Annotated in this window: 21 protein-coding genes; 9 read left to right on the top strand and 12 right to left on the bottom strand. The window is 70.7% G+C overall.

Annotation, left to right across the window (positions count from 1 at the left end; all coding sequences use genetic code 11):
• Nucleotides 1-205: 205 nt before the first annotated feature.
• On the bottom strand, nucleotides 206-1,228 hold the full coding sequence (locus tag QNA09_RS02335; RefSeq protein WP_145693380.1) for a P63C domain-containing protein: 1,023 nt from the start codon (nucleotides 1,226-1,228) through the stop codon (nucleotides 206-208).
• A 272-nt stretch (nucleotides 1,229-1,500) separates the two neighbouring features.
• Between QNA09_RS02335 and QNA09_RS02340 the strand changes: the two genes are divergently transcribed.
• Entirely contained in the window at nucleotides 1,501-2,424 is a 924-nt protein-coding gene (locus QNA09_RS02340; RefSeq protein WP_308072272.1) for a tyrosine-type recombinase/integrase, read from the top strand.
• Between the two features lie 373 nt (nucleotides 2,425-2,797).
• Here QNA09_RS02340 and QNA09_RS02345 read toward each other — a convergent pair whose 3' ends face one another.
• From QNA09_RS02345 to QNA09_RS02375, 7 genes are all read right to left on the bottom strand, one after another.
• Entirely contained in the window at nucleotides 2,798-3,121 is a 324-nt protein-coding gene (locus QNA09_RS02345; RefSeq protein ID WP_308072274.1) for a hypothetical protein, read from the bottom strand.
• 31 nt (nucleotides 3,122-3,152) lie between these two features.
• Nucleotides 3,153-3,752, bottom strand: coding sequence for a hypothetical protein (locus QNA09_RS02350; RefSeq protein WP_308072275.1), 600 nt, complete (start codon nucleotides 3,750-3,752; stop codon nucleotides 3,153-3,155).
• Entirely contained in the window at nucleotides 3,749-4,384 is a 636-nt protein-coding gene (locus QNA09_RS02355) for a DUF2637 domain-containing protein (RefSeq protein ID WP_308072277.1), read from the bottom strand. Before QNA09_RS02355 ends, QNA09_RS02350 begins: the two co-directional genes overlap by 4 nt.
• A 309-nt stretch (nucleotides 4,385-4,693) precedes the next feature.
• Nucleotides 4,694-4,927, bottom strand: a complete 234-nt coding sequence (locus tag QNA09_RS02360) for a hypothetical protein (protein WP_235157334.1) — start codon at nucleotides 4,925-4,927, stop codon at nucleotides 4,694-4,696.
• A gap of 73 nt (nucleotides 4,928-5,000) precedes the next feature.
• The gene (locus tag QNA09_RS02365; protein WP_119699392.1) at nucleotides 5,001-5,522 is read right to left on the bottom strand and encodes a helix-turn-helix domain-containing protein; all 522 of its coding nucleotides are present in this window, start codon (nucleotides 5,520-5,522) and stop codon (nucleotides 5,001-5,003) included.
• A gap of 444 nt (nucleotides 5,523-5,966) precedes the next feature.
• A complete protein-coding gene (locus tag QNA09_RS02370) occupies nucleotides 5,967-7,313 on the bottom strand; it encodes a serine/threonine-protein kinase (protein ID WP_102031096.1) in 1,347 nt (448 codons plus the stop codon).
• A 130-nt stretch (nucleotides 7,314-7,443) separates the two neighbouring features.
• Entirely contained in the window at nucleotides 7,444-7,908 is a 465-nt protein-coding gene (locus QNA09_RS02375) for a hypothetical protein (protein WP_010593740.1), read from the bottom strand.
• A gap of 144 nt (nucleotides 7,909-8,052) precedes the next feature.
• Here QNA09_RS02375 and QNA09_RS02380 point away from each other — a divergent pair, with 144 nt between their 5' ends.
• The gene (locus QNA09_RS02380) at nucleotides 8,053-8,835 is read left to right on the top strand and encodes a nuclear transport factor 2 family protein (protein WP_017680575.1); all 783 of its coding nucleotides are present in this window, start codon (nucleotides 8,053-8,055) and stop codon (nucleotides 8,833-8,835) included.
• A 5-nt stretch (nucleotides 8,836-8,840) separates the two neighbouring features.
• Here QNA09_RS02380 and QNA09_RS02385 read toward each other — a convergent pair whose 3' ends face one another.
• The 3 genes from QNA09_RS02385 to QNA09_RS02395 all read right to left on the bottom strand — a co-directional run bounded on the left by QNA09_RS02385 (nucleotide 8,841) and on the right by QNA09_RS02395 (nucleotide 11,292).
• Complete coding sequence (locus tag QNA09_RS02385; RefSeq protein ID WP_010593742.1) at nucleotides 8,841-9,695, bottom strand: hypothetical protein; 855 nt, start codon at nucleotides 9,693-9,695, stop codon at nucleotides 8,841-8,843.
• Nucleotides 9,696-9,759: 64 nt separating this feature from the next.
• The gene (locus tag QNA09_RS02390) at nucleotides 9,760-9,969 is read right to left on the bottom strand and encodes a hypothetical protein (RefSeq protein ID WP_017680576.1); all 210 of its coding nucleotides are present in this window, start codon (nucleotides 9,967-9,969) and stop codon (nucleotides 9,760-9,762) included.
• A gap of 138 nt (nucleotides 9,970-10,107) precedes the next feature.
• Nucleotides 10,108-11,292, bottom strand: coding sequence for an Ig-like domain-containing protein (locus QNA09_RS02395; RefSeq protein WP_119699393.1), 1,185 nt, complete (start codon nucleotides 11,290-11,292; stop codon nucleotides 10,108-10,110).
• A gap of 128 nt (nucleotides 11,293-11,420) precedes the next feature.
• On the opposite strand from QNA09_RS02395, the gene QNA09_RS02400 reads away from it, so the two are divergent.
• The 3 genes from QNA09_RS02400 to QNA09_RS02410 are packed head-to-tail and all read left to right on the top strand — an operon-like array spanning nucleotide 11,421 to nucleotide 14,718.
• A complete protein-coding gene (locus tag QNA09_RS02400) occupies nucleotides 11,421-12,158 on the top strand; it encodes a response regulator transcription factor (RefSeq protein WP_172603572.1) in 738 nt (245 codons plus the stop codon).
• On the top strand, nucleotides 12,155-13,564 hold the full coding sequence (locus tag QNA09_RS02405; RefSeq protein ID WP_040273940.1) for a cell wall metabolism sensor histidine kinase WalK: 1,410 nt from the start codon (nucleotides 12,155-12,157) through the stop codon (nucleotides 13,562-13,564). The genes QNA09_RS02400 and QNA09_RS02405 overlap by 4 nt, the downstream gene beginning before the upstream one ends.
• 53 nt (nucleotides 13,565-13,617) lie before the next feature.
• Nucleotides 13,618-14,718 carry an alpha/beta fold hydrolase gene (locus tag QNA09_RS02410; protein ID WP_119699394.1) on the top strand — a complete coding sequence of 367 codons (1,101 nt, stop codon included), beginning with the start codon at nucleotides 13,618-13,620 and terminating at the stop codon, nucleotides 14,716-14,718.
• Here QNA09_RS02410 and QNA09_RS02415 read toward each other — a convergent pair.
• Nucleotides 14,680-15,105, bottom strand: coding sequence for an HIT family protein (locus QNA09_RS02415; protein WP_026137718.1), 426 nt, complete (start codon nucleotides 15,103-15,105; stop codon nucleotides 14,680-14,682). The genes QNA09_RS02410 and QNA09_RS02415 overlap by 39 nt on opposite strands.
• Before the next feature lie 53 nt (nucleotides 15,106-15,158).
• Between QNA09_RS02415 and QNA09_RS02420 the strand changes: the two genes are divergently transcribed.
• The 4 genes from QNA09_RS02420 to QNA09_RS02435 all read left to right on the top strand — a co-directional run bounded on the left by QNA09_RS02420 (nucleotide 15,159) and on the right by QNA09_RS02435 (nucleotide 19,234).
• Nucleotides 15,159-15,854, top strand: a complete 696-nt coding sequence (locus QNA09_RS02420) for a nucleoside/nucleotide kinase family protein (protein ID WP_119699395.1) — start codon at nucleotides 15,159-15,161, stop codon at nucleotides 15,852-15,854.
• A gap of 96 nt (nucleotides 15,855-15,950) precedes the next feature.
• A complete protein-coding gene (gene purD / locus QNA09_RS02425) occupies nucleotides 15,951-17,207 on the top strand; it encodes a phosphoribosylamine--glycine ligase (RefSeq protein WP_040274017.1) in 1,257 nt (418 codons plus the stop codon).
• A gap of 146 nt (nucleotides 17,208-17,353) precedes the next feature.
• Nucleotides 17,354-18,532 (top strand): pyridoxal phosphate-dependent aminotransferase, encoded by a 1,179-nt coding sequence (locus tag QNA09_RS02430; protein ID WP_029539984.1) that lies wholly within the window; start codon nucleotides 17,354-17,356, stop codon nucleotides 18,530-18,532.
• A gap of 84 nt (nucleotides 18,533-18,616) precedes the next feature.
• Nucleotides 18,617-19,234, top strand: coding sequence for a TetR/AcrR family transcriptional regulator (locus QNA09_RS02435; RefSeq protein ID WP_010593752.1), 618 nt, complete (start codon nucleotides 18,617-18,619; stop codon nucleotides 19,232-19,234).
• The last annotated feature ends 14 nt before the right edge of the window (nucleotides 19,235-19,248 follow it).

Here is a 19,248-nt window from a genome sequence, read left to right on the forward strand (position 1 = left end):
AACCCGGCGGCCGGTGCCGCCTCCGTGCGAGGGAATCGGAAACGGAGACGACAATTCGTAGCGTACCCAGCCACCTGAGGGTCCGCACCGTGGTCGTATGCGCCCCTCGTCTGCTGGTAAGTACGCGGCGAGCGTCGATCCCTGACTCGAATGTGCCCCGTCCTCTTCGGAGGGCGGGGCGCTTTCGTCGTTTCGGGCAGACCAATCAAAGGCCGAGCTTGTCGTCCGTGTCGAACGACAGCGGGATCGTCTCGTCGTACTTCGGGTGAATGCGGTCGAGGTTCAGCATGAACGTCGTCCAGTCCGGACTCAGCTTCATCAAGGTGACCACCGAACCAAGGTGTTCACGCAGTTTGGGGTATCCGGTGTTCGTTGTAAGGTGCTGGAAAAGCTTGTCTTTCGGCCTTCCGGTACTGGTCCTGCGCTGAACTCGCTTCAGTTCGTCCAGGACACCTGGGGCGAGCCGCTTGTAGACGATGTCGTTGGTCAGCAATCCGAAGTACTGGGGCCGCGACACCGAGGACTCGGTGAACTGGAGGCCGCGAAGCCGGAACATCTCCTTGTAGTAGTCGTCAGGAAAGGTGCGCACCCATGCCTGCAGTTCCTTGTCGACGAACGCCTCGAGGATCTTGGCGAGCGCGTCACGAGTCCGCATCTCCTGGTATCCGGTCGCTTCATCGACGAGTGCGATGATCCCGACGCGGGCCAGGCCGCGTACGAGAATCTCGGCCTGCTTGGCAATGCCCTCCTGGCTCGGAGGTAGCGCCCCCGCCTGGCGTGCCTTGAGGTAGAGCTCGCATACCACGGGCAGTAGCTCGGCGCGGTACCCCTTGGCTCGTCCGCCGCGGGGGAGCGTGAATGTCACAGGCTGGCTTTGTTCGACGATTTCCGGGGTTACCCATTCACGCAGGCTGTGCGTACGCAGGAACGGGGGAAGGGTTTCGTCCCACGTGGATCCAGCGCTGCTACCGGATCGGGGACTGCGGCCGATCGCCCGCATGAAGGAAGCCTGCGTCACGACGCGCGTCCCGTCCTTGAGGACATAGCACTCGATCTCGACGCCGCCGATGTCGAGTGGCTTGTCGGGAGACCCACACACCGCCGGAAGTATGTCTGCGTTCCATCGCTGTCGCGCCGCTTCGCGGGCGATCTTCGATCGTTCTTCCTTGCTGAGCCGCTTGGCGCGTGCTTCTCCGCCCCGGGCTTGGGGCTTCTTCTCGTCAGTCAACTCTTCTCCCGTACGTGCGGCCCGATGCTTACTGGTTCATGCTTGCGTATTCACTATTAAACCAGACGCATGCAAGCACAGACGACTCTGTGCTTGCAATGTCTCTTCGGTTTGGTGCGTTCACGTGCGCACCGCTGATCAGGGCTGGACAGGAAGCTGCGCGTCGGTACCATCGCAGTCGGCGCCTCGAAAACGAGAGCGGCCCCGGGCGGTGCTACCAACACCGGGCCGGGGCCTTGCCACCACACCCAACTGCTCTTGGAGTGATGACCGTGCCTGACGCTACCCTGCTGCCGCGTGCCGGCAACACCATCCCCGCGCGATTCTCGGCGTTCGATCTCGCCGTCGCGGGGTTCCTCGCCCGCTACACCGGGCAGACGTTCGCCAGCTACCACACCGACCTGCGCCTGTACGCGCAGTGGTGCGAATCGGTGGGTCTGGATCCGCTCGCCGCGCAGCGCCCGCACCTCGAGCTGTTCGCCCGGCACCTCGAGCTCGAGCGTGGCAACGCCCCGTCGACGGTGCATCGACGGTTGTCGTGCTTGCGGATGCTGTACCGCACCATGCACGTCGACGGTCTGATCGACCGCAACCCCGCCGAGTACGTGAAGATGCCGAAGGTCTACTTCGACGAGACCCGCATGGTCGGGCTCGAGCGATCGGAGATCTCCGCGCTGATCGCCACGGCCCGGGCGTCGACGCCGTGCGACGGGGCGCTGGTCACGATGCTCGCGCTGCTCGGGCTGCGCGTGTCCGAGGCCTGCGCGGTCGACATCGAGGACTTCCAGTCCACCGAGCGCGGGCACCGCGTGCTGCGCCTGGTCGGCAAGGGCGGCAAGCCCGCGACCGTGCCGCTGCCGATCCCGATCGCGCGGGCGATGGACCGCGCCGCCGAGGGCCGTACCGCCGGTGCGCTGCTGCTGCGCCGGGACGGCACCCGCATGACCCGCCGGTCCGCCGACCGGGTTGTGAAGCGCCTCGCGCGGAAGGCTGGCATCACTCGCACGGTGCACTGTCACCTGCTCCGGCACGGCTATGTGACTGCGGCGCTCGACGCGGGGATCCCGCTGCGGGACGTGCAGATCATGGCCCGCCACTCTGATCCACGAATGACGTCGCGGTACGACCGGGCCCGGCACAACCTCGACCGGCACGGGAACTACGTGCTCGCCGCGTACCTCGGCGGAGCCGCGTAAGACGATTTCGGGTGCCGGCCGGTGCTTCCCAGACTCGCGTCTCACCGGCCGGCGCCAAGAAACATACCGCGAGTCGAACACGTGTGCGAAACTTTCAGACGTGGCCCTGTTCGAGCGTGCACCCAAGCGCTGCCCGAATGGCCACCGCCTCACCCCGAACCGGGTCCTAGTCGGATGGATCCCGTGCGACTGCACGCCCGGCGCCGGGGGCCACCGCACGTGGACCTGCAGAACGTGCGAGACCACGATCGGCCGGCCCCCGCATGTCGGTCCACCTCGGCCAGGAGTGAAGTGGTCGTGACATGAGAGAACGCCCCGGGTGTGTGGGTGCCGAGGCGTTCAGCCGCGAGTGTAGGGGAGGGGCCCGACAGGCTTACTTCCGTCGGCGCTGCTCCCGCCATTCCGCCATCGTGGCCGGCAGGGGAGTGGGCCGTGGCCGGTCCAGATCGATTGGGCTGTAGCGGCCGAACACCCCGGCGTCCTTACCCTCGAGGAAGAGCGCGTGTTCACGGTCGGCCCGTGCAGCCAGTGCAGCCGCCTGGTCCCGTCGTTCCTTCACCCGGCTACGCAAGGCCTGCCATGCCCACAAGGCGGCGCCCGCGAGGACGAGCACCGCGAGGGCGCCAAGGATGGTCTTCCAGAAGGTGACGGCCAGACCGACGAGCAGGACGATCGCGAACACCGCTATCCACTGCATGTGCATAACTCCTGTGAGTAGTTGTCGCAGCTCAAGCGCCCGGGCACTTCCCGGTCGATTCCCCGTCAACCTCGAGATCGGCGGACCAGTTGAATGACGAACCGAGAATCGTCCCGGAGGCAGCTGGGAGTGCGACGGAGATGGATTCATCGTTCCAGCGCGGTGGGATGGCGATGTTCTCCTGGCGCGCGCCCGAAAAGACGTAGTTCGCGATGACCTCGCCGTCGATCAGTTTGACTCCGCGGGTGATCGGCTGGCCATTTGGTCCGGACATGGTTGCTGTGAAGGCGACAGTTCCAGTGCTGATCCCGCCGTCCCAGTGCCACGTGATGGTCTTGGCGCCTGATGGGTGGCCGGCGGCGCCGTCCTGGACGTCCACTTCAGTCAGCCCCGGGTACGCCATGGGGGTGACGGTGCACTCGCTCATATTGCCAGAGTGCTGGACCTTGCCAGGTGCGGGCGCGAGCTGCGTCGCAGCTGTCGTCGTGGTCTGCGCCGCCGTCCGAGTGGTAGTGCTGGCAACTGCGCTCGACTCGGTTGTGGTCGCCCCGATCGTGGAGTCGTCGCTTTCGCCTCCGCACGCGACGAGCAGGACGAGGGCCGGGGCGATCGCAAGGGCGCGGAGTCTCATGCCCGGATCATCCCATCTGGTCTGTTTCGTGTTACTTCCTGGCCTGCCCGTGCCCACCGTCGCACCGACGTGTCAGTGACACCGACTTCCTTCGCGACGGCACGGAAGGACATGGTTGTGGTGGCGAGCAGCTCGAGTGCGCGCGCTCGTCGATCTTCGGGTGTCTCGACTGCCACCTCCGGATCGAGGGGCGGTGCAACCATCTCCGCGGGCTCCGCGTCGGGGGTGGTGTCGACGTCGCGACCGGGTCGCGCCTGTGCGTCGCGGGCGAGTTGCACCGCGAGGTGCGGTGCGACCAGCAGGCACAGCGGTGGCACCACGGACACGGCCGCGGCCGCGATCGGAGGGAGTGGTCCCGGTGGAAGGAGCTGGCTGCCGACGGCGGCGGTCATCGACACTCCGGTGCCGGCGGCGAGGAGGGTCCACGCGTAGCGGCGGGATCCGGTCAGGCGGAGGACGCCGCGGGTGGCGACGATGGTGATGCCGTCGACGATGAGCGGCCACACGTGCGCGGCGTAGTCTCCGTATCCGGCGCGGAGCGCGAGGTCGACGAGCTTGGTGTAGGAGAGCAGGAACGCCAGGGCGGCGATGGTGATGGTGAGGTACGCGTCGGTGCTGTGGACACGTTTCATGGAGGGATTCCTTCCGGGGAAGTGCGAACGGAATCGAGTTCGACAGGGCACGCGCGGGCGAAAGTTGTCACACAGTTGTCACAACTCGCGCACCGATGCACGGTCCTGGGCGGTGGTGGGCGCGGTAAACGCGCAGGTCACGGTGTTGCACGATGGCTACCGTTGACCGCATGTTCGCCTTGTAAGCGAGCGGTCGTCAGTTCAATCCTGACAGGGGGCTCCACCAGCGGCGCCGGGGCATCCGCGCCCTTCCTGGTCGGACGCGACAGCAATTGCCTCCGCATCCGACTGCGGGGCGCGCGGATCCGCTCAGGTCTCGCTGTCCGGGTGGATCGGTGAGGCGCGCAACCCGGTCTCGTCGCTCTCGTCCGCGGCGACCTCGAACACCTGCAACGGCGTGTTCGGGGGAGGGGCGTCCTCGGTTCGCTCGGGCACCGCTGTCGCAGGGACGGCGGGCGACGACTCGATCCGGCGGCGGATCTCCGCGAGCAGGGCGTCGGTCGGCACCCGGGTCAGATCGGGTCCGGCACCGGATTCCGGCATCTCCGTCACGGTGATCACCCCCGGAGCTCGTGACGACGTGTCGACCGATTCTCTCAGAGCGCCCGACGGTGGATCACCGGTTTGCGGAGGCGTTGCGCATCGCGCGCCGGGCCTGCTCCTCGGTGAAGTTCGGCGTCACGCGCAGTTCCTCGAGGGGGACCTCGCGTTCGGAGCTGCGGACCTCGACGCGCACGGGATCGCCGGTCGTGTCGTCGGTGAGGCCGAGAGGAGCGCCGCGCTCGCCCTGGAGGTACTTGTCACCCCACTGCTTCAACGCGAGAACCACGGGGAGCAGGTCGCGGCCCTTCTCGGTGAGGACGTACTCGTACCGCGTCCGCTGCCCGGGTTCCTTGTACGGCCGACGCTCGAACAGGCCCTCGGCGGTCATCTCGCGCAGTCGGGCTGCCGCGACAGCCTCGGTGACCCCGACGCGGCGGGTGAAGTCGTCGAACCGCCGGGTGCCGTAGTAGGCCTCGCGCAGGATCAGCATCGCCGAGCGGGTTCCCACCGTGTCCATCGCCTTCGCGATCGAGCACTGGGTGGTCTGCCAGGCATCGCGATCGGCGAGAAAGCCCTCCAACCGTGCCGCATCCATGCACCCATCCTAAGTGACTTGCCCGCGACATAGTCAGGCCGACGGTCGGTTCCCGGCACGAAGGCCGTCGGCTGGCTACCCGACGAACCGTGATGAGGCACATCACAGAGTGCGCTTGTCGAACTGGGGGTAACACCTATCGTGTACCGCTCGATGATCTTGATGATGCCCCCGTCGCGCGCTCAGCGACGTGGAGCGTCGTTCGTCTCCGTCCCCTGCGGAGACGAAGGATCGTCACACGACACCTTGGAGGTAGGAATGGTTCTCGGTTCCCTCGCTGCAACGCTGTTCACTCTGCTCGCCGGTCTCGGCATCCTGCTCTGATCCATCACCCCTCGGGCGCTCCCACCTCGAAGTGGGAGCGCCCGAGGGGTTTCGTGCAGTCCAGCGGTCGAACGCGATCAGCCCTTCCGTTCCGCACCGGCCCGTGTTCCGACTCCCGCATCACCTGCCGCTGTTGCCGTTGCCGCCGCTGTTGTTGCCGTTGCCGCGGTTGCCGTTGCCGCCGCTGTTGTTGCCGCCGCCCTCGTTGCCACCTTCGTTGCCGTCACCGCGGCCCTCGTTGCCGCGGCCGTCGTCACCGCTACCGTTCCCCTCGTTACCGTCCTCACTGCTTCCGTTCCCGGACTCCGGCACTACCGGCGGCACGATCGGGGCCGGCGCGGGAACGGTGGTGAACACGGGCGTCGGGCTCGCCTCTGGGGTGCCGGGTGAACTGGGGTTGCCGACCGGTATCGGGATGCTGACGGGAACGCTGCTCGTCCCCGCGACCGACGGCGCATCACCGCCCCGCCCCCAGGCAAGCAGGAGCAGGGCAACCGTTACTGCGGTCGTCACGCCGAGTGCCAGCAGGATCCGGCGACGACCGGGGTCGGGTTCGGGGGTCGCGTCGAACCGCACAGCAGTCGTGGCGGGCGCGAGTGGCACGGCGGCGGTGAACTCCCGTGTCGGCCCGTGAGGCACCGGGCTCACCGGAGCGGCGAAAGGCCGGCCCTGCAGGGCGGCGAGCATGTCCCGGGCACTGGTGAAGCGTTGTCCGGGATCGCGTGCCATCGCCCGCTCGATCACGGCCACGAGTCCGGGGTCGACGTCCGGTCGCGCTGCGGCCAGCGGGGGCGGCGGTCCCTGCGTGATCGCCCGTGCCAGCGCCAGCAGGTTGTCGTAGTCGTAGGGCTTGCGCCCGGTCAGTGCCTCGTACCCCACGGCCCCGAGGGCGTACAGATCGTCGTGCACGCTCGCCGGCGTGCCGGCAAGCCGATCGGGGCTCAGGTAGGCGACGGTGCCGACGAGTTCGCCGGTGCGGGTGTAGTCCTCGCCGGCGCTCTTGGCGATGCCGAAGTCGGTCACCTTCACCGCTCCGGCCTCGGTGAAGAGGATGTTGCCCGGTTTGATGTCGCGGTGGAGGATCCCGGCGTCGTGCGCCGCGGCGACCGCGGCTGCCACGTCGATCAGGATGGCCCGCACCCGGTCCTGTGGCATCGGGCCGAGCGCGATCTCGTCGGCGAGGGTGCCGCCGGGCAGGCGCTCCATCACGATGTAGGGCACTCCGGCGTCCTCGCCGCTGTCGTGCACCGCGACGATGTGCGGATCGTCGAGGGACGCCGCAGCGCGTGCCTCGGCCTCGAAGCGTCGGCGCACGTCGGGCAGGCGTCCGAATTCGCCCCGAAGCACTTTCACCGCGACGGGTCGCCCGAGACGGGTGTCCCAGCCGTCTCTGATCTCACCCATCCCGCCGCAGCCCAGCACGCCGCGCAACTCGTAGCGGCCGGCGAGCAGTTCGGGGACGGGCATGGTTCCAACGCTAGTAGCCTCGGCCGGTCCCGTCGCGCTGGTCCGTCGCGCGGGGCGCCAGCACGGTCCGTTCGCTCGGTGGGGCGAGGCGGTCCTTCGAGCCGGCGTCCAGGGCCGGCTCGGGCACAGTTCAGCGAGACCGGGTCCCTCGAGCCGACGAGCGACCCACCACGCTGCGGACGAAGGTGACGAGGGCGGCGACGATCCCGATGACACTGCCCACGATTCCCAGCCCCAGGACGATGCGCGCCACGAGCGGCCAGTCGAACGAGGCGTCGCCGAAGTCGAACGGGAACACCTGCCAGATCGTCAGCAGCGCCAGCAGCGCAACCGTCGTGGTGACCGCGTCTCCCAGCGCCTTGAACCACACGGGATCCCGCATCAGGTACAGGAGATTGGCGACCAGGCTGACCAGGATCGAGGCGTTGACCCAGCCGATGACGGACCGCGTGTCGTCGGTGAGGAACGGCACCGCCTCCCAGCCCGGCCACACGTTCGCGGCGTACAGCACCACCGCGTTGAGGAGGGCCGCGACGAGATACCCGAATCGTCGGGCGGCGACCGGGGAGCGCGGTCGGGTCGAAGTGGGTGTCATGGCGACCTCCCTCGGTCGGAACCGTCTTTCACGCTAGACCCGGGGGTCCGTGCCGGGGAAGAAGGTCACCGCCCGGCCGATGAGTTTACCGCCGCTCGGCGGTCGGAACAGGTACGGCATCGTTCGCAGTGAGGAGTCAGCACCATGTTGGACCGTTCCTTTTCCAGTTTCGCTGTCGACGACGTGGCGGCGGCCGCGAAGTTCTACGGAGACGTCCTCGGTCTCTCCGTGTCCGAGGAGCACGGGATGTTGCACCTGCACCTCGACGGCGGACGCGACACGTTGATCTATCCGAAGGAGGACCACACTCCGGCCACCTACACCGTCCTCGACTTTCCCGTTCGCGACCTCGAGAAGGTGGTGGACGAACTCGCCGCTCGCGGTGTCCGGTTCGAGCGCTACGACGACGTCGACGACAAGGGCATCTTCCGTCGGGTCGGCCCGCCGATCGCGTGGTTCCGGGACCCGGCCGGCAACATCCTCGCCGTCCTCGAGACGGACGAGGCTCCGGACGAGGAGCGGATTCGTGCGCTGATCGAGGAACACACCGCGGCCCGCAACGCCAAGGACGTCGATCGGCTCGCCGCGTGCTACGTCCCCGGTGCGACGGTGTTCGATCTGGCGCCGCCGCTGCGCAAGTCCGCCCCCGCTCCGCAGGTCTGGGCGTCGTGGTTCGCGGGGTTCGACGGCCCTCTCGACTGTGAGGTGCGGGACCTGCGCGTCGAGACGGCCGGCGACGTCGCGTTCTGCCACGCACTGTCGCGGCTGGGAGCGACACAGCACGGCGGGCCGCGCTTCGACCTGTGGTTCCGCGTCACGTTCGGTCTACGCCGCGTCGAGGGGTCGTGGCGGATCGCACACGAGCACGAGTCCACCCCGTTCCACATGGACGGCACCTTCCGGGCCGTCACGGACCTGCAGGAGTGAGCGGATCAGTCCGGTGCCCGCAGTTCGTGCCTGCCGCTGTTGCCCGAGCCACCCGAGTTGCTGCGCAACCACCGGCCGGGCAGCTTGCCCGCGAGATCACCCAGCGGGCCCACCGCCTCGCGGAGCAGTTCGGCGGTCTCCTGCAGCACGTCGATGCTGGTGCTCATCCGATGGATCGTGGGGGTCAGCTGCACCAGCGTCTCGGACAGCGACACGATCTGGTCGAGCGGTCCGCCCTTGGCGAGCAGGCGTTCGAGGGCGCCCTGTTCGGCGAGCAGGGTGTCGAGCACCCCGCCCTGCTCGAGGGCCCGTTCGACCAGGCCGCCGGGCTGGAGGGCGACGTCGACGATTCCGCCGGGAGCGGTGAGCCGTTCGACGGGCCCGCTCTCGGCGAGCAGACGCTCGAGCGGGCCGCTGGGGGCGGTGAGCCGATCGAGGAGGCCGCCGCTCGACAGCAGGCGGTCCAGGGCTCCGTCCTCGGCGAGGACCTTCTCGAGCGGACCGCCGGGCGCCGTCACCCGGTCGAGGGCGCCACCGGGTTCGAGGAGCCGGTCGAGGGGGCCGCCCGGGGCGGTGAGCCGGTCAACCGGTCCGCCGGGCGCGAGGAGGCGATCCAGCGGTCCGCCGGGACGCAGCGCCTGGCCGAGCGGACGGTCGTCGGCGGCAAGCACGGAGACCTGTTGCAGCAAACCGAGCGGTCCCCGCGGGCTCGCGACGCCGACCGCGTTCAGCCCCGCATACGTCTGGGGGGAGACCGCCAGGCGGACGGTCCCGATGACGCCTTCGGCCACGCCGAGGGCCGAATCCGCCGCAGCGAAGCCGAGACGGACGGGGAACGCGAGCGCGGACGCCAGACTCATGACTGTCACTGTAACCGGCGCAACAGTGCGGCTCGGCGGGACGAGCCGCCGCCGCCGGGGGTCCTCAGGAGACGCGGAGCGTTCCCACCCGGGCATACACCTCGGTGCAGCCGCAGCCCCGAGCGAGTTCGGAGCAGTCGATCACCAGCACGTGCCGCACCCGGGAGGTGTCGAAGCAGTCGGGATCGGTGCATTCCACGGTGGTCGTCGCGTGCACGACGAGGGTGCCGTGACAGTGGTCGAGATCGGATCGGCACGCCCGGCACGTCGTCATGGGCGGGACCTCCTTCGCGGTGGCTGTCTTCGTCCCGTAATAGCATCACGCGCCGACAACGTGGTGGACGTGCGGGGGCGTGTCCGGCCGGGTCGGCGCCTCCGGCGGGGCCGGATCACCGCCTCCGGCGGGGCCGGATCAGCGCCTCCGGCGGCGGGCGAGGACGGCAACGGCCAGCACACCGGCGATCGCCCCGACCCCGGCGGCGATCCACCAGCCGCGGGCGTTCCCGGATCCGGGCACCGTCACCGCGACGGGTTCGGAGGTCGCGCCCGCCGCGCCGGGCGCGCCCGAGTAGACCGCGGTGATCGTGTGGCTTCCGGCGCCCGAGAGGCGATGCTCGACGACGGCCCGGCCGTCGACGACCGCCACCGGCTGACCCAGGTCGGTGCCGCCGTCCCGGAACAGCACCGTGCCGCCTTCGACGTCCGGCGACACCGTCGCCGTGAGGGTGACGACCGTCCCGTCGTCCACCACGTCCGGGGCGTCGACGGTGACCGTCGCGGGCACCTCGGCGACGTCGGAGATCGTGATGACCGCGAGCGGACCGGCGCCGGCGTTGAGGGGCCCGGTCATCGTGTCCCGCGGTGAGCAGCGTGTCGGTCCCCACTGGGTGGAGCCGAGGAACGTGGCCTGGGTGAGCGAGGTGTTGTAGTTGGCGTCGTCGTCGACCAGGCCCGCGGCGCCGGCGGTGCGGAGCATCGGCGTGATCACGCCCGCGTCGCCCGCGATCATGGTCACCTCCACCGCGGGGAGCCGGAACCAGCTGTCGCCGACGGGACTGGGGGTGCCGTCGAGCTGCAACTGTGTCTTGGGCGCCCGGATCCCGGCCTCGCCCTCGGTGCCGGACGTGGGGCTGTTGCCGATGACCTCGTTGTTTCCGGACAGGCGCAGGATCGTGCCCGCCGGGTCGGGGACGCCGTCCTCGTTCACCCGCAGCACGCCGGGCGGCACGTTGTCCAGGTTGAAGGCGGTCCCGGGCACGACCGCGGCGTCGACGAACGTCGCGTTGGCGGGAATCGCGAAGTCGTTCTTCAGGCGGGAGACGCTGCGGGTGGTAGCGCCGCGGCTCGAGTCCGGATACGCGACGGGGGCCGTCTGGATCCGGTAGCTGAACCGTTCACCCGGGCGGACCCGGGCGGGCGCGTCCACCGTCGCGGACGATCCGAGCAATTCGTCGACGTCGATCACCGACCGCACCCGGCACGCGAGGCCGAACGAGACCTCGACCTCCTCGGCGGCCCCGGGCGGGCAGGCCACGAGCAGGGACACGGCGACGGCCGCGGCCGACGCGGCCCCGCGGCGCAGCCACTTCGGCGACACGGCGGCTCCTCACGATGCGGATACGTCTCACAGTGCGAACACGTCCATGATCCCCGATCGCCGCACCCCGACGGCCCGGATTCGGCAGGGCCGGCCGTACAGGAAGTTCCCAGGGTTCTCGCAGCGGCATGCCAGAGCACTCCGGGAGAATCGGCGCCGTGACCGACAAGACCCCCGAAGCCCGGATTCTGATCGTCGACGACGAACCGAACATCGCCGAACTGCTCTCGGTGAGCCTGAAATTCCAGGGCTTCGAGGTCGAGACGGCAAGCAACGGCGCCGAGGGGCTCGACCGGGCCCGGGCGTTCCGGCCGGACGCGGTGATCCTCGACGTCATGATGCCAGGGATGGACGGGTTCGGGATGCTGCGCCGGCTCCGGGCCGACGGCTCGGACGCGCCGGTGTTGTTCCTGACGGCGAAGGACGCCGTGGCGGACAAGGTGTCCGGCCTGACCCTGGGCGCGGACGACTACGTCACCAAGCCGTTCAGCCTCGAGGAGGTCATCGCCCGGCTCCGGGTGATCCTGCGACGGGCCGGCAAGGTCGCCGCGGACGAACGCTCGGCCCGCATCACCTTCGCCGACATCGAACTCGACGACGACACCCACGAGGTGTGGAAGGCCGGCCGGCCGGTGTCGCTCTCACCCACCGAGTTCACCCTGCTGCGGTACTTCATGGTCAACGCGGGCACGGTGCTCAGCAAGCCGCGCATCCTCGACCACGTGTGGAGCTACGACTTCGGCGGCGAGGTCGGCGTCGTGGAGTCGTACGTCTCCTATCTGCGGCGCAAGGTCGACACCGGGGACACCCCGTTGATCCACACCCTGCGCGGGGTCGGGTACGTCATGCGGGAACCCCGCGCGTGAGCCGCGTACGGCCGCTGCCGCTGCGGTTGACGCTGGTCGCCGCGCTGGTGGCGTTGTCGGGCCTGGGACTGCTGGCGTCCGGGGTGGCGGTGACGTCCGCGTTGCAGGGTTCGCTGCTCGCCCGGACCGACCAGGACCTGCGCACCGCGGCGCAGACGTGGGCCAAGCCGCCCGGGGCCGGCCGCGAGCTGCCGCCGCCGGACGCTCCGAGTTCGAACCGCCCGCCGAGCCCGTTCTATGTGCGGGTGGTCGACCCGGACGGGCGGGAGCGGTTCGTCGTCAACGACGAGTCCACCGCGCCGGCGCTGCCCGGCGAGCCGGTGTGGGAGCCGCAGACCGTGGGCTCCGCCGACGGGTCCGACGTGCGCTGGCGGGTGGTGTCGACCCGTAGCGCCGCGGGCCTCGTGACCACCGTCGGTGTCACCCTGGTCTCGATCGAGGACACGGTCGATCGGCTCGTCGTGCTGCAGGTCGGCATCGGCGCCGCGGTGCTGCTCGTGCTCGGCGTCGCCGGGTACTTCGTGGTGCGGCGCAGTCTGCGGCCGCTGAAGGAGGTCGAACGCACCGCGGCAGCGATCGCGGGCGGGGATCTGCACCGGCGGGTTCCCGAGCGGGACCCGCGCACCGAGGTCGGTGGGCTGTCGGTGGCGCTGAACGGCATGCTCGGCCAGATCCAGGAGGCCTTCGCGGCGACGGCGGCGTCGGAGGAGTCCGCCCGCAGATCCGAGGAGAAGATGCGACGGTTCGTCGCCGACGCCGGCCACGAGTTGCGCACCCCGCTCACCACGATCCGCGGGTTCGCCGAGCTCTACCGGCAGGGCGCGAGCAGCGACACCGCACTGCTGATGGACCGCATCGAGAGCGAGTCCCGGCGGATGGGCCTGCTGGTGGAGGATCTGCTCGTGCTGGCCCGCCTCGACGCCCAGCGGCCGCTCGAGCAGAATCCGGTGGACCTGCTCGCCCTGGCCGCCGACGCCGTGCACGATGCGCGGGCCGTCGCGCCGGAGCGCACCGTCGAGCTCGAGGTGTTCGACGGCCCCGGGATACCGGAGGTGCTCGGCGACGACGCGCGACTGCGGCAGGTGCTCGGCAACCTCGTCACCAACGCCCTCACCCACACTCCGGCCGACGCGCGCGTCACCGTCCGGGTCGGCACGGCCGGACCCGACGCCGTGCTCGAGGTCGTCGACACCGGCCCCGGCCTGAGTGAGGCGGACCGCGCCCGGGTCTTCGAGCGTTTCTATCGCGCCGACGTCTCGCGCGCCCGTTCGTCGGGCGGCAGCGGTCTCGGGTTGTCGATCGTCGCCGCGCTGGTGGCGGCCCACGGCGGCCGGGTGGAGGTGGAGTCCGCGCCGGGCGCCGGGTCGACGTTCCGGGTGCTGATCCCGCGGATGCCGGTGGAGTGACGGTCCGGCCCTGGGCTACGGTGACGTAACTGACTTTCGAGTAAGGAGACGTCGTGGGACTGTCGGGGACGGCGCAGCGCGCCGTGCGCAACGCGTGGGCGCTGTTCGTCGGCGACGGAATCGAACCACCGCACGCCACCGCGTCGGCCGTCGTCGCCGACGGACCGCACCGTACCCTGCGCCGCTACGGTGAGTCCGACGCCGGCGCCCCGGTCCTGCTCGTGCCGCCGCTCGCCGCGCCCGCGCGCTGCTACGACCTGCGCCCCGGGCAGAGTCTCGTGCAGCACCTCGTCGAGACCGGTCGCAACGTCCACGTCCTCGATTTCGGCACCATGGACCGCTCCGACCGGCATCTCGGGTTCGAACACTGGGTCGACGACATCGTGCCCGAGGCGATCGCGCGGGTCGCCGAACTGTGCGGCGGCCGCGACGTCGACCTGGCCGCCTGGAGCCTCGGCGGAACCCTGTGCCTGCTCACCGCGGCCGCCCATCCCGGGTTGCCGATTCGCTCGATCACCGCGTTCGGCACGCCGATCGACTACGAGCGCATCCCCTTCCTCGGGCCGGCCCGGCACCTCGGCCGCCTCGTGGGCGAACCCGCCCTCACGGCCGTGACCCACCTGCTCGGGGGCGTGCCCGCCCCGCTGGTGCAGCTCGGCTACCGGGCCACCGCCCTCGAACGCGAACTGACCCGGCCGTGGTTCGTCGCCCGCAACCTCGCCGACGCCGGCACCCTCGCCCGGATGGAGGCGATCGACCGGTTCCAGGCGGACATGCCCGGCTACCCGGGCCGGCTGTTCCATCAGATGGCGATGCGCCTCACGGTCGCGAACGAACTCGCGACGGGCCGGGTCCGGTTCGAGGACCGGACGATCGACCTCGCCGACGTCACCGTGCCCGTGCTCGCACTCGCCGGCAGCGACGACGTGCTCGCACCCGTCCCGGCCGTCGAGGCGATCGGACGGGTACTGCCCGGATCGCCCCACGTGCGGTTCGAGGTCGTGCCCGGCAGCCACCTGGGACTGCTCGCCGGCCCCGCCGCCCGCGGCACGTCGTGGGCGCACTTCACCGGGTTCCTCGACGACCCCGCACCGGTGCCGCCGCGGACCGGAAGGTCAGGCGGGGACGTGGTCCGCGTGCCCGAGTTCCCGTAGCGCGGCCTTCAGCTTCGCCTGGGCCTCGTCGAGCGACTCCGGCGACGGGTCCTTCTCCGCCTTGCTGATGTCGAAGTCACCGAGGTCGTACGCCGGGAAGACGTGCAGATGCAGATGCGGCACCTCGAGGCCGGCGACGAGCAGTCCCGCACGCGGCGCGCCGAACGCCGAGCACACCGCCCGGCCCATGATGCGGGCGACGTGGTGGACCTTGTCCCACAGGTCGTCGTCGACGTTCTGCCAGTGATCCACCTCCTGCCGCGGCACCACGAGCACGTGGCCCTGGTTCACGGGGTTGATGGTCAGGAAGACGACGACGTCGTCGTCCTGCCACACGAACCGGCCCGGCAGGTCGCCGGCGATGATCATGCTGAACACGGAAGCCATACCGGGGAGAATAGGCGGACCCCCGCAGCCGGCGCCTCTCGTATCCTCGTCGCATGCCGTCGCCGCAGCCACCCCGCACGGGACCGCTGCGCGCGCTCGTCGCCGACCTGATCGACCGGCACCTGCGCACCGTCGCGGCGGGGGAGCGGCGCGTGGTCGGGCTCTGCGGCCCGCCCGGCGCCGGCAAGAGCACCGCCGCCGACCTGCTCGTCGACCTCCTGCGCGACGCCGGCATTGCCGCCGCCCCCGCTCCGATGGACGGCTTCCACCTGTCCAACCACCGGCTCGACGCCCACGGCACCCGATCCCGCAAGGGCGCGCCCGAGACGTTCGACGTCGACGGATTCGCGGCCCTGCTGCGCCGGATCCGCGGCGACCGCACGGAGACCGTGCACGCACCCGAGTACTCGCGCCGCCTCCACGAACCGATCGCCGCGTTCCACGAGATCACCCCCGAGACCCGCGTCGTCGTCACCGAGGGCAACTACCTGCTCCTCGCAGACGGCGGATGGGAGCGGATCCGCCCGCTCCTCGACCTCGTCGTCTACCTCGACGCACCCGACGACGAGCTCGAGACCCGCCTGGCCCGGCGCCACCGGGCCACCGGATCGACCGTCGCCCAGGCCGCCGAATGGGTCCGCACGGTCGACCTGCCCAACGCGCACACCGTCGCACGGACCCGGGACCGTGCCGACCTGGTGTGGTGCCCGGTCGTGGGAACCGGAGGGGACGCCGGAGCGGCGCGGTAGCGCGGGGCGGTCCCGGTACCCCGTCGCCCGCGCACGGACCATGGGGCACCGATGCGTCGGTCCGGAGCCCCGGACCGGTCCCGTAACCTGTCCTGCGTGCGCGTACTCGTTATCGGTTCCGGTGCCCGTGAACATGCCCTCGTCCTGGCCCTGACCCGCGATCCCGGCGTGACGGCCGTGCTGGCGGCGCCCGGCAACGCCGGCATCGGCCGGATCGCCGAGCAGCTCCCGGTCGACGCCGCGTCCGCCGAGGACGTCGTCGCGCTCGCGAAGGCGCAGAATGTCGACCTCGTGGTGATCGGCCCGGAGGTGCCCCTGGTCCTCGGCGTCGCCGACGCCGTGCGCGCCGCGGGCATCGCCTGCTTCGGTCCGTCCGCGGCGGCCGCCCGCATCGAGGGCTCGAAGGCGTTCGCCAAGGACGTCATGAAGACCGCCGGGGTCCGCACCGCGCACAGCGAGGTCGTCGACAATCCCGCCGATCTCGACGAGAAGCTCGACCGCTTCGGCCCCACCTGGGTGGTCAAGGACGACGGGCTCGCCGCCGGCAAGGGCGTCGTCGTCACCGCCGACCGGGCCGCCGCCCGCGACCACGCCGCGGAAATCCTCGAGAACGGGCACCCCGTGCTGCTCGAATCGTTCCTCGACGGCCCCGAGGTCTCGCTGTTCTGCCTCGTCGACGGCGAGACCGTCGTGCCGCTGCTGCCGGCGCAGGACCACAAGCGCGTCGGCGACGGCGACACCGGCCCCAACACCGGCGGCATGGGCGCCTACACGCCGCTGCCGTGGCTGCCGCAGGGCATGGTCGACACGATCGTCGCGGACGTCGTGAAGCCCGTCGCCGCCGAGATGGTCCGCCGCGGATGCGGCTTCTCGGGCCTGCTCTACGCGGGCCTGGCCATCGGCAAGGACGGTCCGGCCGTCGTCGAATTCAACTGCCGCTTCGGCGATCCCGAGACCCAGGCCGTGCTCGCCCTGCTCGAGTCGCCGCTCGGCGAGGTGCTGAACGCGGTCGCGACCGGCACCCTGGCCGAGCTGCCGCCGCTGCGCTGGCGCGACGGCGCCGCCGTCACCGTGGTGCTGGCGGCCGAGTACTACCCGGCCAGCCCCCGCACCGGCGACGTGGTCGTCGGCGCCGACGCGGAGGGGGTGCTGCACGCGGGCACCAGGATCGCCGACGGCGCGGTCGTCTCGGCCGGCGGACGCGTCCTCAGCGTCGTCGGCACGGGCGCCGATCTCACCGCCGCCCGCGACGAGGCGTACGCCACGCTCGCCGGCATCAAGCTGCCGGGTGGGCACTTCCGCAAGGACATCGGACTGGCCGCCGTCGAAGGGCGCATCACGATCCCGTCCTAGGGGGGACGTACCCGCGCGGTGCCCGGACACGGGCGCGCTCCGGTCGGCGCGCGGGTGTCCGTCGAGGGAGCTGACGTCGCGACGGTCCGCCGGTGCATGCCCACCGGGAAACATCCGGCCGAGCGCGAGCGGCTAACGTCGAGGTCGTGCGCTTCGAATCCCGACGATCCAGGATCCAGACCTTCCACGTCATGGACGTGTGGAAGGCGGCCACCGAGCGGCAGCGCACCCACGGCGACGTGCTGAGCCTGGCGGCGGGTCAGCCGTCCACGCCGGCACCCGCCCCGGTGCTGCGCGCCACCCACCGTGTCCTCGACGACGAGCTGCTCGGCTACACCGAGACGTTCGGGATCCTGCCGCTGCGCGAGGCAATCGCCGGCTACCACCGCGACCGCTACGGCGTCGACGTCGGGGCCGACGACGTGGTCGTCACGACCGGATCGTCGGGGGCGTTCACGCTGCTGTTCCTGGCTGCCTTCGACGCCGGCGACACGGTCGTCGTCGCCCGGCCCGGCTACCCCGCCTACCGCAACACCCTCGCCGCCCTCGGCTGCAGGGTGGTCGAGCTGGACTGCGGACCGCACACCCGTTACCAGCCGACCGTCGAGATGCTCGAGGCCCTCGACGGGCCGATCGCCGGACTCGTCGTCGCCAGCCCCGCCAACCCGACCGGCACCATGATCGAGCCGGCCGAGCTGGCCGCACTCGCCCGCTGGTGCGACGACCACGACGCGCTGCTCATCTCCGACGAGATCTACCACGGCATCGAGTTCGGAACGCACGGTGCGCCCGCCACGAGCTGCGCGTGGGAGACCTCCCGCGACGCCGTGGTGATCGGCTCGGTGTCCAAGTACTTCTCGATGACCGGGTGGCGGCTGGGCTGGATGCTCGTGCCGGAGGGACTGCGCCCGCCGCTGCAGCGCCTGGCCTCCAACATGACGGTGTGCCCGCCGGCGATCTCCCAGTACGCGGCCGTCGCCGCGTTCGGCGCGGAGGCCCGGGCCGAGCTCGACGGGCACGTCACGCGGTACGCGGCCAACCGGGAGCTGCTGCTGCGGGGCCTGCCGGAGCTGGGTGTCACCGAGCTCGCCCCCGCCGACGGTGCCTTCTACGTCTACGCCGACATCGGCCACCTGCTCCCGGACGGCGAGAACTCCACCCGCTGGTGCGCCCGGCTGCTGCACGAGACCGGGGTGGCGCTCGCGCCCGGCGTCGACTTCGACACCGTGCACGGCGATCGGACCGTCCGGCTGTCCTTCGCCGGGTCCACCGCGGACGTGCAGGCGGCGCTGGAACGGCTGCGCGCCTGGCTGCCCGGATCGTGACGAAACCCGACAGATTGGTCCTACCTGCGAGTATTCGGGCCGTTTCCGTCAGGCGCGACCACCGGGACTGGCACCATGACAAGGGTGTCGATCGCAGCCACCCCCAAGGGCGAACGGCGCCGCCAGGCGCTCGTCGCGGCGGCGGCCGACCTGATCCTCGAGGGCGGAATCGATGCCGTCCGGCACCGTGCCGTCGCGCACCGGGCCGGACTTCCACTCGCCTCCACCACGTACTACTTCCACTCCCTCGACGACCTCGTCGCGAGCGCGGTCCAGCACAACGGCCGGCGTGAACTCGACGTCATGCGCTCGCGCGTGCAGTGCGTCCCGCCGAGCGACCGCGGACCCGAGTCCACCGCGGACCTGATCGTCGACCTGCTCGTCGGGCCCGGCGGGGTCGGCGAGATCGAACGCGAGCGCCTCATCGCCCGCTACGAGCGGTGCGTCGCCACCGCCCGTCACCCCGAGCTGCGCGACGTCCAGAAGGAGCTGCGCGCGCAGATCGAGCAGCTGCTCACGGACCTGCTGCAGCGGTGCGGGCGGTCGGTGCACGAACCACAGCTGCGGCGGCTCGTCGCGGTCGTCGACGGTGCCGTGCTCGGCGCGCTCGGCGACCTCGACCCCGATCCGCGGGCCCTCGCGCGGTGCATCCTGCCCGGCGTCCTGGAGGGAGTGGCACCGCCTGCCGAGCAGGAGGCGTGACGGGGCGCCGTAAA

Origin of the sequence: Rhodococcus sp. AH-ZY2, assembly GCF_030916465.1 — a bacterium.
Taxonomy (GTDB): Bacteria; Actinomycetota; Actinomycetes; order Mycobacteriales; family Mycobacteriaceae; genus Rhodococcus; species Rhodococcus ruber.